The 15,954-nt window shown below is 39.0% G+C and carries 6 protein-coding genes and 1 pseudogene; 4 read left to right on the plus strand and 3 right to left on the minus strand.

The features are described 5' to 3' along the window. Positions 1–6: 6 nt before the first annotated feature. Positions 7–10,971, minus strand: a complete 10,965-nt coding sequence (locus CXF85_RS22485) for an immunoglobulin-like domain-containing protein (protein ID WP_198555742.1) — start codon at positions 10,969–10,971, stop codon at positions 7–9. Positions 10,972–11,384: 413 nt separating this feature from the next. Here CXF85_RS22485 and CXF85_RS22490 point away from each other — a divergent pair, with 413 nt between their 5' ends. Together CXF85_RS22490 and CXF85_RS23445 are read left to right on the plus strand one after the other, a co-directional pair. Continuing rightward, positions 11,385–11,648, plus strand: a complete 264-nt coding sequence (locus CXF85_RS22490; protein ID WP_101230881.1) for a hypothetical protein — start codon at positions 11,385–11,387, stop codon at positions 11,646–11,648. Positions 11,649–11,887: 239 nt separating this feature from the next. Next, positions 11,888–12,133: pseudogene (locus CXF85_RS23445) on the plus strand (ATP-binding protein); the annotation flags it as partial. 99 nt (positions 12,134–12,232) lie between these two features. Here CXF85_RS23445 and CXF85_RS22500 read toward each other — a convergent pair. Then, on the minus strand, positions 12,233–12,550 hold the full coding sequence (locus CXF85_RS22500) for a hypothetical protein (RefSeq protein ID WP_101230883.1): 318 nt from the start codon (positions 12,548–12,550) through the stop codon (positions 12,233–12,235). Between the two features lie 392 nt (positions 12,551–12,942). Beyond that, positions 12,943–13,599, minus strand: a complete 657-nt coding sequence (locus CXF85_RS22510; RefSeq protein WP_101230885.1) for a hypothetical protein — start codon at positions 13,597–13,599, stop codon at positions 12,943–12,945. 765 nt (positions 13,600–14,364) lie between these two features. Between CXF85_RS22510 and CXF85_RS22515 the strand changes: the two genes are divergently transcribed. Beyond that, on the plus strand, positions 14,365–14,853 hold the full coding sequence (locus CXF85_RS22515; RefSeq protein WP_101230886.1) for a hypothetical protein: 489 nt from the start codon (positions 14,365–14,367) through the stop codon (positions 14,851–14,853). 298 nt (positions 14,854–15,151) lie between these two features. Then, positions 15,152–15,859 (plus strand): hypothetical protein, encoded by a 708-nt coding sequence (locus CXF85_RS22520; protein WP_101230887.1) that lies wholly within the window; start codon positions 15,152–15,154, stop codon positions 15,857–15,859. The last annotated feature ends 95 nt before the right edge of the window (positions 15,860–15,954 follow it).

Below are 15,954 nucleotides of genomic sequence, written 5' to 3' on the forward strand. Positions count from 1 at the left end.
TTAGAGTTATGCTGCAACCTTTGTATAGATTGGCTTTCTCAATCTAATAAGGATAATAAGTAGCAATAACATGCCCATAGACCCACCACTTTTACTGCTGCTTTTATCAGGCGTTACCGTGATAACTTCTGTTACATTACTAATAGTGAAATTTGTGACTGATGTTGTTGATGTATCTCCATCACTAACAGTCACTGCTACTTCTATTATTTCATCAGCACTTACTTCAGGTAACATAATAGTGACTTGAGCATTGATAACATTATCAAAGCTTATTTCGGCTTCTGATATTTGCATCCACTGATAACTCAGCGCATCACCATCAGAATCACTTCCTGTCGCGTTAAGCGTTAGCGTTGTATTTTCGTGTCCACTATTAGAATGTACATCAATGCTCACAAGGGGGGCTTTATTTACTTGATTAACGGTGATTGTTACGGTTTGACTACTGCTATCAATGCCATCATCTAAGGTTAACTCAAAACTCAAAACTTCATCGTTTGAAACAGATGGACCGATAAAGGTGAGTTGACTATTCGTTAAATCGTTTAGTTCAACCAATGTGCCTGATAATTGTACCCAGCTATACGTTAAGGTATCTCCGTCGTCATCTATGCTGTTAGATGCATCAAGGGTCACTTGGCTTTCTTCATCAACCTCCACGTTTTCTACTAATATTATTTCTGGTGAGTTGTTTTGCTGCTCTATTGCAATGACACCGGGATCTTCAACTGAACCATTCACTTCAAAGTCAGCATCGTTCGGACCACCATCTTCAATGATAAGTTGAAAACAGTTGTCGCCTTCAACTAGGCCTACCCCTGATTCGCGGTTATAACTCACGTCATTAGCTGGCGGGCAATTGCCATTTTCATCGACAAATGAAGAGCTAACACTGTTATTTTCATCTTCAACAAAAGCAAACCAACCGTTAACGGTATTGTACTTACGGTATACCGCACCAAAAGGAAGCGATGTATCAGTCTCTAATGGAATAACAACAGCAACTGAATCGCCTTGCTTGGTTAAACCTGCAATTGTGAAGTTATAGAGTGGAGTTATAGCTTCAAAATGACTGTCTTGTGTATCTGCTGCATCATCCCCCACTAAAGCGGCTAAATCATCAACGGTTAAACTTGCATCCTCACTACTGGAACCTTTAGATGCTACTAATGAGCCTAATGACATTGTTAATCCGGCGCTTGTTTGCATCGGCTCTGTGTTTTCACCGATAGCTAATCGAGTTATATTGCTATCATCATCAAGGTAATCAACAATACCATCACCATCACTGTCACCGTAACCTTCATCACTATCAATAACACCGTCACCATCACTATCCGTTTCGGTATCAAGTGCTACTAATTCTTCAACAACAAATTGAATACGTTGACTCACCTGTAAACTTTCTGCTGTGTTATTTTCCGCTGCAGTAATCACAACTGCATAGATGGCTTCTGCAAGGTTTTCAGGGTTAATTTCAAAAGTGAGTATATTGTTATCACTCGCTTCATCAAAAAATGCACTCTCTTCAACACCCCAAGTCAATGCATGAGTATCCTTTTGATTAACATCTAATACCGTTGCAGTTATCGTCACGGTACCGTTGTCTGGGTCAACCACACTGACACTTTCACCGTTTTGATTTAATTCAACATCAAGCAATGGCGCTACATTATTGTCGATAACTATTAACTGGGTATGATTAGCCTCACCAACAAAAGCATTAGTTGATGATTCCACGTTTATCGAGACGACATCAGCTGACGTTAACTCAGCATCAAGAGTGATTGTGAACTCACCTTCTGTGCCAATATCAATGCTTGCTGACTCTTCGTCATACACCTCATTATTCAGTGAGACACGATAAAGGACATCAACGGGGTAACTTGGTGCTGCTCCACTCAAATTAAAGGGCACATGATATGTACCACCAGCTTCAACATTTCGTTGAGCGGAAATACTCACCTCGGGTAAAATATCAACCATTAATGTGGTATTCGCTCTATTACCCGATAAATCGTCTGCTGTTAGCTCAATTTCATGATGACCAGATTGAAGCACAGTCACTCCCATCGGCGTTGCTAATAATTCGCCATCAACTAAGTCAATAGCAACATTATTACTTTCAGCTGAAACCTCCGTTAAGCGACCTTTGCTATTGAGTGTTAACACATTTAATACGTAAAACTCAGGGGCGGTAGTATCTTCGATAAATATTGTTTGCGTTTTCATCGATTGATTACCCGCGAAATCAACTGCCGTCCATGTAATGATATGTTCACCAAGCTCTAAAGCATTAATTATATTAGACGTAATAGTTGGAGCATTTGTATTGTTATCCGTTACCTCTGGCGCAATTAACGCAATTTGCGTGAATTCTCCTAAGGCTTCAAAAGTTAATACTTCAACATTGCCAATAACAGGTACTTGGTCATCACCTAACTCTGAATTTAATGGAGACAGATCATCTTCATCAGAAATACCATCGTTATCGTCATCTAAATCCGCATTGTTACCTGTGCCATCACTGTCAGTATCTATTGATTCAGTAATGTCTAATGGGAAAGCATCATTACTATCTTCAACACCATCGTTATCATCATCAGTATCCGCATTGTTACCTGTGCCATCTGAGTCCGTATCGACTGATTCTGACTCATCTAACGGAAAGGCATCATTAAGATCCGATATGCCGTCACCATCACTATCAATTGCCGAAGAATCTTGCACCGTCACTTGACGTGTTAGCGTGATAGCAGCATTACTGGCAGCATCGCTAACGTTATACGTAATGCTATAGGTGCCCACTGTTGAGGTATCAACGCTACCACCGACCACAACATTCGCCGTCATATCACCATCAACGTTATCAAGCGCGCTAAAACCTGGGTCGGTATAATTATCGCCGACACTTAAGGTTATAGACGTATTGCCACTTAAGGTGATCACAGGCAGACCCTGGTCGACTACGGTAACCGTCGCTTGGGCTGTACCGGTATTATTTGCACTATCAACGGCACTGAAGGTGACTGTCGTTGTACCAATCTCAAACACTGTAGGTGCATTATGAGTTACTGTTATAAGACCATCGACTTCATCACTGGCATTAGCAACACTAAGAAAAGCACTGATAGCGGCATTCGAAATTGGCGTTCCAAACGCATCAACTGCTGCGACAATAATATTGTTTGGTGCAATAACCACAGGGGCTTCAACATCTTGCACCGTCACTTGACGTGTTAGCGTGATAGCAGCATTACTGGCAGCATCGCTAACGTTATACGTAATGCTATAGGTGCCAACGTTAGACGTATCAACCTCACCAACGACCACAACAGTGTTAGTAATATCACCATCAACATTATCAAGCGCGCTAAAACCTGGGTCGGTATAATTATCGCCGACATTTAAGGTAATAGACGTATTGCCACTTAAGGTGATCACAGGCAGACCCTGGTCTACTACGGTAACCGTCGCTTGGGCTGTACCGGTATTATTTGCACTATCAACGGCACTGAAGGTGACTGTCGTTGTACCAATCTCAAACACTGTAGGTGCATCATGAGTTACTGTTATAAGACCATCGACTTCATCACTGGCATTAGCAACACTAAGAAAAGCACTGATAGCGGCATTCGAAATTGGCGTTCCAAACGCATCAACTGCTGCGACAATAATATTGTTTGGTGCAATAACCACAGGGGCTTCAACATCTTGCACCGTCACTTGACGTGTTAGCGTGATAGCAGCATTACTGGCAGCATCGCTAACGTTATACGTAATGCTATAGGTGCCAACGTTAGACGTATCAACCTCACCAACGACCACAACAGTGTTAGTAATATCACCATCAACATTATCAAGCGCGCTAAAACCTGGGTCGGTATAATTATCGCCGACATTTAAGGTAATAGACGTATTGCCACTTAAGGTGATCACAGGCAGACCTTGGTCGACTACGGTAACCGTCGCTTGGGCTGTACCGGTATTATTTGCACTATCAACGGCACTGAAGGTGACTGTCGTTGTACCAATTTCAAACACTGTAGGTGCATCATGAGTTACCTCAACAAGACCATCAACCAAGTCACTCGCATTGGCCGCATTAAGAAATGCACTTATAGTAGTATTAGAAATTGGCGTACCAAACGCATCCATCGCTGCAACAATAATATTATTAGGTGTGATAACTACAGGCGCTTCAACATCTTGCACCGTCACTTGACGTGTTAGCGTGATAGCAGCATTACTGGCAGCATCGTTAACGTTATACGTAATGGTATAGGTGCCCACTGTTGAGGTATCAACGCTACCACCCACCACAACATTCGCCGTCATATCACCATCAACGTTATCAAGCGCGCTAAAACCTGGGTCAACGTAGCTGTCTCCAACACTTAAGGTCATTGAGGTGTTACCCGTTAAGGTCACCACTGGTTTCGTTTGGTCAACCACAGTGACCGTCGCTTGCGCACTACCGGCATTTCCTGATAAATCAACTGCATCAAAGTAAACCGTGGTCACACCCAGTGGGAACACATCAGGTGCGTCATAAACTACATCGACATTGCCATCAACCGCATCCGTTGCATGCGCAATAGTCAAGAACGTACTGATTTCAATGGCTGACTGAGGTGTACCTGAAGCATCAACCGCGGCAACAATAATATTGTTCGGTGCCGTGATCACGGGGGCAGAGATATCTTGTACCGTCACTTGACGGGTTTGAGTCAGCGCTGAATTATTTGCGTTGTCTGTAACGTTATAACTTAAGGTATAGGTGCCTGGTGTGACGGTATTCACCGCTCCGCTAGCCACAACATTGGCCGTAATATCACCATCAACATTATCATTGGCTACAAAACCGGGGTCAACGTAGCTGTCTCCAACACTTAAGGTCATTGACGTGTTACCCGTTAAGCTAATAACTGGGGCGATGATATCGCCAATATTTTCATCCAATGGCGCGCCATCTTGACTATCGATAATACCATCATTATCGTCGTCGTTATCTGCATTATTACCTGTACCGTCACCGTCAGTATCTAACCATTCAGTTGCATCAAGAGAAAAGTCATCGCTGACATCTGGATAACCATCATTATCATCATCAGTATCGAACTCATTTGCAATTTCATCGCCGTCGGTGTCTAGAATATCGCGGGCTGAAATTTCTACCGCGCCTAAATCACACGCTTGATTGAATCCACGTATTATTCCACGTTGATCGTTGGTAAACATACACTCTATTGCGGGCATAACATCCACTAGCGCACCGCCGTTAATCGGTAATAATGTTAATGTATCACCACCATTGTCAGCTAACGTGGTGCTAATAAGTGTATTAATCGCATCGTTTGATACCACACTGGTACCTGAATCAAAGTGAGTGAATACATTGTCGCCCTCATCGTGGATAAAGCCACCATTGCTTGAGTTCAGCTCTGACAAAAAGTTATAACCAGAATCTGTCATGCTTGCGCCATTATTAAGATAAAGATTATCTGCAGAATCGCCAGATATGTTCCCAACAAATACATTGGCAAACAGATCTAATGAACCACTGTTAAAATAAATACCCGCACTGTAATTACGTGTGGCAGTATTATTAATAAAGCTATTAAATTTAATGTACGCATCTTCTTTATCGTTCAACCATGCTGTGATTGGATTTTGAGTTTCAACAAACGTGGAATGACTGACATTTAAACTGCTGTATTCATGACCAATTCCCCCCACCTTGTAAAACGTTGAATTTGAGATACTTAATTCTCCTGCACCCCCTTCAATTTCTGAAGTGATGGCGTCGCCGTATTCATCTGACAAAGTATCTTCATTGAGTACACTGACATAGTTAAGATTTACATCTTCTGTCACACTATAAAAATAGAACGCCGAAGCATAGCCATGATTGTTCGTTAACGTCACATTGGTAAAATTATTCGATTCACACTCACTGCCGTTTAGATGAATAATTGACTCTAAGTGGGTGGAATTATTGGTGGCATATAAATTTTCAACCGTTAACGTACAGTTTTTATTGTTATAGGTAGATAACACGGAACCATAACGACTGATATTGCCGTAGGCTTCGATATGTTTAAGCGTGGCACCACTGTGGTTAATCGAAATAGCTGAATCCGATTGATTTTCGTAAGCATTGGCGTTATCGGTATCGCCCTGTACCCCCGTTAACGTGACCCCTTGCACGCTAAAGTGGTTCATGTGTGAACTGTCTCGAATCAAGCTGTAAGCATTGCTGCCCACAATGTCTTTATAACTCGCGGTGATGTTATTGGCGTCTACGGTATCGTCTTGGGTGATATCGGCGCTGAGTACAGTAATGAATTGTTCCGGGTCTGCATCACTGACATTTTCCGCAAAGCCAGCATCGGTAAATCCGCCAATTAACGCCACATTTTGTTTGAAGACAAAAGCAGCGGTTGGATCATCTTGTAAATCACCCGCTTGATTATCATCGGGATAATAAATCCCCTGTGCCAGCCAAATTTGTGTATTGGCGGTAGTGGCAGTTAAGGCATCTTGTAAATATGGAAATGCATTTTCCCACGTATCACCACACACATCATTTTGTGCATCACAGCTTGAAAAAGGATTGACTTTAATAATACCTGTGGCATAAACATCCGCTTTCATACCTAACGTAATGCAGGCCGCATCGCAGGTATCGGGTAGACCGTCGCCGTCAGTGTCGGTTAAGCCATTCAATGAAATCAGCGGATATTCATCGTTTGAGTCATTTACGCCATCATTATCAGAATCTTCATTGTACATGTCCGTGCCTAAAGCCACTTCTTCTTCGTTGCGTAATCCATCATTATCATAATCACCCTCTAAATTAATACCTATGGCACCCGTAGGATTAGAAATAACGACTTCAGAATAACCTGCACCATCTGTATACTGTGCTTCAATCGTTAAGGTATTACCTATATCTGACATTTGAGGTTTATATTCTCCACCTTGCCCAACTTCAACACTATTACTACGCCACACTAATGTTAACTCTCCTAAGCCATCGATATCATCAAGTCGATATGTGCTTGAACTAAGCGTTTTACCTTCAGATGGTTCGCCGTAAGGTCCTCCAGTTTCAATCCTAGGTTTAGAGATTGGTATATCATTAATTGAATTTATTGTTACATTAATCGTAATACGTGCAAAACCACCAGTATTATCACTAACCTGAACGTCAAACGAATCGATACCGTAATAATGTTCGGTTGGTTCATAAGAAATGGTTTGAGATAACCCATCTCCTTGGGCACTGGCGATACCATTTTCGCCTTGAGAAATAATTGACCAAGTAAGTGTATCCGCATCGATGTCTGAAGCATTTAACATTAGGGCAAAAGCTGTAGGGGAATTGTCTTCATCGATGGTGATTGCATAAGGGCTGGATTCAGTAATCTCCGGAGCCGTATTACCGACTTCTTGCGTATCGAAATAGCCGTCATTGTCATCATCAAGATCAGCTGACATTCCAGTAATTAAACAGGTAGCATCACAGTTATCGGGTGCGCCATCGCCGTCTGTATCGGAAAAGCCTGTAATTGAAAGTGATGGGAATTTATCGATACTGTCATCTACGCCATCATTATCAAAATCTCCGACATGAAAAGCTTTACCGTTGAGGATTAGGGCAGGAAGTTCACTGCTTGTACCAAAGTTCCAAACTGGCGTAGCATCGTCCCAATCATTATAAATTACAGGAGAACAAGTGGCATCTGCTGCACTTTGAGGGCAACTCATCTGTGCTTGGCTTAAAGAAATACTGGTATCGATGATCTCACTTTCACCGATGGGGGATATTCCATCTTGCGGTATGCTATAACTGGAACTAAAGAGATTATCGGCACCATTTATCCACCCAATGATAGCTCCTGTCTTTGTCTCACCTTGAACAGAAGCGCTTGAATAAACGCGATGTAACTCTGCGCCATTCATATAACCAGCAACACCACCAACACTACTTGTACCTGTCACACTACCGACGGAATAAACATCAGTAACTACTCCATAATTAGTGCCTATAACACCACCTACAGTAGTCGTACCCACGACATTACCAATGTTGAATAGTTGGCTGATTGAAATATCATATTCGCTGTAGCCAATCACGCCGCCCATGTCTGCTGCACCAGTGACATTGCCCACATGATAAAGCTCTGATAATTCACTGTATTCGCTGTAACCAATAACGCCGCCCGATTCATTACCAGAAGTAATCGAACCAATCACATAAACATTTTTTACTTTTGAATAATTTAAATCCCCGACTAAACCACCCACGCTAGCATTACCTACAATACGAACGCCTGTTAAGCCTACATTGTAAATTTCAGCACCATTCGAGGTATAACCAAATAAAGCGATATTATTTTCATCCGGGCGGTTACTCATTAAGTTTTTAATGATGTGATTATTGCCTTGAAAAATACTGATAAAGGCATTACTTCCTCTATTCGCACTATCACCTATAGGTAACCAACCTAACCCTGTAGTCCAATAATCATCCGTGGTATCAATATAACCATTACCCGAGGTATCAAAATCTAAATCGTTCATTAGCTCAAAACCATTACAAATCGACAAACAGCCTGCGTTTGATCCAAAAAAGGCGGTTCCGTCTAGATTATTACGAATCTCGTTGATATCAGCCAATGTATAGATATCAATCAGGTTATTATTGTTGTCGTCAATATCAATTGAATCGTTAATGCCGTCGCCATCTGTATCTGGTAACAATTTGGCAAGCCACCAGATACTTGCAAACTCAGCTTCAAATCCTGGGTTAACGCTTAAACCTGCTCCGCCCACTAACCATAAGTGTTTATTAACCAAGGCCATTGAACCCGAAAGAAAATCATAATTAAGCACAAACTGGAACTGTCCATTTTGACCGTAATCAGACACTGGATTTCCCTCTAAGTCATACAAGTGGTATTCCGTCACTCGTGTTTGTGAATCCGAGAATAAGATGCCTATATAGTTTTCCGTAAACAGGGCTTGTTTAAAATAACGGGATCGATCAAATTTAAATTCACCGCTGTCAGCAAAGCTAGTATTCAAAGTACCGTCACTGAAATATTTTTGAATCATGGATTTATTCGACTGAGTCACAACCCAAAAGCCCTGATTGATGCCTACTTTAATATCTTTCACAGTGTCGTCAGCGCTATCATCATAAAACACAGTGACTACGCCAATATTTTGATTAAAACTCATGTCCCGATTTCCCAGTGAATCAAGACGTACTAAATAGCCATCGATGTGATCATTTACTGCCACCAGAAAATGATCGCCTTGCTGGGCCACTGCACCGGCTCTAACAATTGAGTTACCAAGTATGGTTTTAGTACGCCAGAAGCCATTGATACCAAATGACGTATCTAAAGTACCATCGCTAAGATAACGCCCAAGTATGGCCGTGTCGTAATTTTCTTGACCTGAAAACATCAAATTGTCGTCGTTTAATAATTCGACTTTTTCAAATTTTAAAGTGTCTTCATTTATAGTGATGACGCCTTGGTCGGCATAGCCTAGATCTAATACCCCATCCTCGGTATATTTTCGAAATTCAAATCTTTTGTCGCCACTAAAGCCGGTGATCAACACACCAAAGCTTAAATCGTCAAATACCACCAATTCATTTGCCGATATATTCGCTGAATCCAAAATATATAAATGTCCGCTGTTGGCAAAACTAGTGTCTATTTCACCATTATCCAATAATCGAATTATTTCAATCTCTTGGCTCGTTTTTGATCTTCGAGAGCCAACCACCAGTGCTTTTTCTCCTTGCTGTGCAATGTGGTTTATGGAACTTGATCCTTGATCGTCACCCAGAAAATCAAAGGTGGTTGTGCCGCCTGATTGCCATTCTTCAAGTAAAATGGTGTGATAATCTGCACCGTCTATCGGCGAGGTATTCGACTTATATTCAAACACGTTGCTAATTTTGTCACCGTCAGGATCTTCCAATGAATCATCGACCAAAGGATCAAAACCGTACAGTGTTTCATACTCATCTGGCATACCATCGTTATCATCATCCAAATCAGCGTTATCACCCGTGCCGTCATTATCATTATCAGATGATTCCATTGGATCTAAAGGGAAGTCATCTACACCGTCTAATACGCCATCGTTGTCATCATCTGTATCGGCTTGCATACCTGTTGCCAAACATTCTGTAGCACAATCATCTGGTGCACCATCACCATCAGTGTCGGTATAACCTGTAATTGAAATTAATGGATAATGATCGTTAATGTCGCTTATGCCGTCACCGTCATCATCTGTGTCATAAAAATTACTGGTGCCATCGTCATCAGTATCAAAGCCGCCACCTAAACGCAGTGCGGAATTAGGAATTTCTGTTTTACCATTTATTGATGTTGAGTTATAACTGATCGTTAAATTATAACTGCCAGCATTATTAAAATATTTTACTTCTATGTAGTGCCAGCCTTGGTTAAGGTTAAGCGTACCGCTGCTTTCTTGACCAGCATGGGCCCCATCGTTATCAACAACTAAATTCCCATCAACCCAAAGCTTACTACCGTCATCAGAATTAATATAAAAAGTAACATCTTCATCGGTAGATATATAAACATCACCGGCAAATATATCGGCAAAATAATCATCACAGTTATTATTACCAGGACTTCTCAGTGAAAAGCTCGTCGCGATGTATTCGCCATCGGGTGTAATAGTAAAGTCGACATCGTTTAAAGAGTTAGGCGTATTTGTACATTGACCATCTCCTAAATTATAAGAGACTGAATAAACATCTAAACGGTGGTTAACTAATCCTGCATCCGTTGTTTCTGCAGCGTGGATTGTTAAAGATAAAAACATAACGAGTGGATATAAACTTATCATAACGAAACGATTAGTTACTCGACGAGACAAACCTTTTATAGAAACCATTACTTTATTCATATACATCCACCACATATTTCAATCCTTTGCTTACAACACATCCCTTTTCCAAGAGACAACAACCAGCTATTAGCTTGAGGATACAAAAAGAGTTAGGATAAATTAGGGATAAATTTTAACTATATTGATTTGAAGTATGAAAATGATTAAGCTTTATTGTAATTTGACCGACCAGCAATAAACTTGTCAGTCGCAGTCACTGATATGGGTGAGTTCGACAAAGCAACTTATAACTTAAATGAGCTTGCAACGTTTGCAAAATCACATAGCGAGTTTCAAGATATCCCGTTTTACCTCTCTTACCACCACGCCGTAATAGCCCGTGCAATAAAATACTTGAACAATCAATTAGTCATGAAAAACTAACTAGTAATAATGGGTATATCCAAGCTGCATATGAGCAGCTTGCGCTCATGTGTTTTCTCAATGGAAATCAAGCTGACAGCAAAAATATAATCACGCAAATCAGCAAGAAATTTGATGCTAGCGTCGTCATTAAGAAAGAAGTTTTACCGCTTCAATTCTTTTTATTAAATGATCCAGCCAAAGCCTTAATTGAAAGTTATCAACTTATAAATATTGAAAAAAATAAGCGAAGAGACTTTATTAAACTATCACTTGATAATAAACTTACTGACATTGAACATTTAATCGACGACATTCATCAATTGGATTAACCCGATATTGGCGCAATAAGCCTCAACATCAATACGTTTAAGCTAAATATTACACTTGATACTTGGCAAGACGAATTCACACAAATGATACAAAGGAACAAACTCGATTTTGAAATAAGTAAGTGCTTCCCGAGAGTTTACCTATTGATTTTGGTCGTGAAAGGATCAAGCAAATTATCACTAATTTACTGACAAACAGTATGAAATATACCGATAAGCCATGAAGAGTTAAGTTAACTACTACAACTCAAAATAAGACCTTAGTTCTATCAATAGAAGATAGCGTCCCCAGTGTTTCTAGTGAAGATTTAACTAACATATTTGAACGTTTATATCGCGTTGAGGGCTCAAGAAGTAGAGGAACTGGCGGTTCAGGACTTGGGGTGGCGATTTGTAAAAGCTTGATTGAAGCTCATAATGGCAATATACATGCTAAACATTCAAGCTTAGGTCTCGTTAAAATCATTGTAGAATTACTTATTTAGTCTAATATTACTAGGAGCTTTAATCTGATAATTTTCTTGTAATTGAAAAACATGGCAGTCGAGGTCTTATATTTTTTATTTACATAAAAGGTAAGTAATTTATTTTTCTGAAACAAGTTGTCGTTTAATTTCTTCCTCTAAAGTAGAGTGAGGAAAGCTATTAATTTCACCATAAACATCAACAGTGACACTTAACTTATTACAGATAAAAATAGCTAAACAGTTTAACTGTTTTCCTCGAATAAATTTCAACTCAAAACCAAATTGTTGTAAATGGCAAGCCGAAACTTTTTGCGCCAAGCTGAGTCTTTCATAAAGTGAAATATCCGATGAATAGGCATGTCTGCGTTCATGTAATTGGTGTAATTGTTCTAAATTATGTGAATTATTACTTTCAGTCGGAATAAGTCTTGTCATGAGGGATTCAGTCAAATGAAATTAGAGTAATTGATATTTTATTTTAAGAATGTGGATAAATTATGGGTTAAGTAATATTCCATGATTGCCAACCTCTGGTTCCAGCATCAGTATACGTAGTACTAGCAATAGCATAAAACTGAAGATTCCTCCCATGAAGATGTTATAGTATCCGCGTCTATTGTCATCTCAGCGTCACTTCCCCAGTAACCAGCATATCGATACATTTGAATTTCCGCAGATTCAATGTTCAAGTTATCTAGTAAACTTAAATCGTTAAATTGCACACCGATCCGTTGATTGCTTTTTGATATATCATTCGTGCGTAATTCAGTACCATTTAATCCCCCCATTAAGTGAATTTCCTCTTAACTGGGGGGAAATCAATTAGATTATGTTAGTCTACGCATCAATAGAGGAATACCAACTAACGAAAACAAGAATAATGTTGACGGCTCTGGTATATCAACTGGCGCATCAGGTTCAATAATCTCAATAACGCTATCGTATTCGTAACGTTGTACATTACTCATAGTGTATCGAAAGGATTTAATCCCATAATCATTTGCAACTATTGATACTTCAAGTTTTGTATCAGTTAGCCACTTAAAGTCAAATAAATCAAAATTATCTTGATTCTGTGAGGAATCTGATTGCCACCAAATCCCATCATTCTTTAACATCATAGAATATTTGAATGATTCCCCGTCTTGAGTCAATACTCCATCGTCAGTGATTATTGCTGAATGTATACCATCAATGTTATATTTAATTTCTGTTTTTTTTTCAGTACCATTAGGGAATGCTAATGTAGTTATACCAATTCGCTCACCCTCATCATTTTCACTTAGAATTGCCATATGACCGAACTCAGGGTCACCGTTAATCCATTGATACTTTATTATTGATGTAACCAAAGTCTCACTGTCAATAAAACTAAAAAATTCATCAGTGTTACCAGAATTAATTAGGTCAATTTCTGAGATTAAAGATGCATTTGCTACCGTCATACTAAGCGCGGCAATTGTTCCAACAATTATTTTTTTCATTTATCACTTCTTAAAATGGCCTCCAAAAAATTTGTAGGCTTTTGAGTTTATCGAATATAAAATTTAAATACAGTTACTTAACAAATTCCAACAACGTTGCTCATACCTAGCTAGTGCACTAAAATATTTATCAATGTTGACCTATGCGATGAATTTTTCACAAGTTCTCATTGCTTTATTTTTAACTGATAAAGAAACTAAAATTATGCCTTTCGACTTTTGAGCCACTATATTAGCTTCTGTTTTCTCGTATTTATGAAGCAAGGCATAATAATGTAATTCTCTAGATACTAAGACAGGTAAATAAGTACTCTATTTGTCGTTAGCATAACAATGAAGTTAGGAGGAATTAGGGAGGAATATTGTTTTCTTCACATGTGAATTTGTTACTTTTCCGCCACAAGCACGTTTGTTAGTGACTTATGAGCGGAAATAATGTAAAAAATCCTGTAATAAATAATATAATTGAGAATTATTTAGTTTTAATTAATACTACTGTTAAGCCACTATACCGCTAACATATGACTAAATAATTTTCTCAAGCTTGAAACAACGAATAACAGCAACCAGCTGATAGTGACGCCATGAATAAGATTCGACTCGGTTGCATTAACCTGATTTACAACTCTGAAACTAGTGATAGTAGTGCTTAATAACTTGCCATCATATGACGTTAATAAAATTTATTCATTCATTTCATCCATTTTTTCTCCACATTTCCTTTGTACACTTGATGTTTACTTAAATGGAATCAATGAGGGTACTATGTTTAAACTTTTTAATATATTGGGCATGTTAATAGCAATGCTAACGTCTACAGCATCTTTTGCTGACTGGAAAATTGAAATTGAAAATCACAGGCCTGATAAGGTCAAGGTGAAATGGTATTGCTATTCACCTAGCGATGACACATGGGACAATAAGGATGTAGATAAAGTAAGTGCGTTCTCGACACAAAACGAAGTAATAAATACCGCTAAGTGTAAAGAAAAAAATCTTTATCTTAAATTTCAATATAAAAGTGGTGATAAGTATATGGATTCACAGACACAAGTCGTTCATGGTTCCTTCGAAGTTAATTATTCTACCAACCTTGATAATATTTGGAGTAGTGCTACTAACATTGTCACCTTGGGAAGGGATGATATGGTAACAGGCATTCGTGTACCATGGGCATGGTATAAGACAAATGGAAAAGCTTGTGTACTTGTAGATGTTTTAGGGACAGTTCGAAAAAGGGACAAGAATTGCTAAGAAAAATACACCTCGCGAAGAAGATAAATTAGAGGTAGAAAGTTATCCAAACGACTAAAGTTTAAAACCATAGAGTTTTATTAAGGAACGATAAAACTCTAAACATTGCAATCAAAACCACAAGTTCGATCAAAAAAAAATAAAATAGTAAGACGGGGCATCAAGCCCCTGAGATTTAAACTACGCCGTTAAATAAAGTAGAATAAAACAATACCCAGCCTACTATAATAGCGTGTTTCGCTGATTATAAAGTTTATTTTATTTTTACCTTTTTAAACATATAACCATTTGAAATAATATGAAATATATATATTTAAGCCATGCCACTTTATTCATACTAGGTCTTTGGTTAGGTTATAAAAACCAAGTACCACTGCCAGCTACCTCACTCGCAATACCGTCACCTTCAGTTAAGCTCGGAGATAATTCAAGTAAAATCTGTTTGTTACCCGCTCCCAACCCAGCTACAAATAATGCTTTATCGCATGTTAAAATAACCGAACTACCCAATGAGAGTAATATAACCGAACAACCCGCAGAGATTATGGTGAGAAAAAATGCTGTAAAAAACTTTGAACGTTCTCAGGATAAATTGACTCATGCCCGACTCCAACTAGGTAATAAACTAATAGAACAAGCTCTAGACATTGATCCTTATAACTTTGAGGAAATGACAGAAATCCTTAGATCTATCCACACAATAAATAATGATGAAGGCGATATAGAATTAGATGATGCGATTATTAGTAAAGCCATTAACGCCGCTAAAGAGAGAACAGATCTTTCTGGTTATGATCGTGCAAAATTATTAACGACCTTAAAGGGCAACATTACTCAAAAAGATTACGATAGTCTGATTGAAATAGCCTTATCTACACACTCAGACGAAGGTATTCTTCAACGTGTTATCATGGATTTAATTGATTACAGCTCAACAGATAATCAAGAAACTAAAGAAAATGCTTTAAAAAAGCTACAAAACTATGATGATTTCCAAGAGTATTAACTACTCGCGCATTGTGAATAAACTCATAGCGAGGGTGAATGGCAATAGTATTCACCTGAACATCACATAGATGTTTAATTGTACCTCAGTATTAA

The organism is Colwellia sp. 75C3 (assembly GCF_002836255.1).
Taxonomy (GTDB): Bacteria; Pseudomonadota; Gammaproteobacteria; order Enterobacterales; family Alteromonadaceae; genus Colwellia.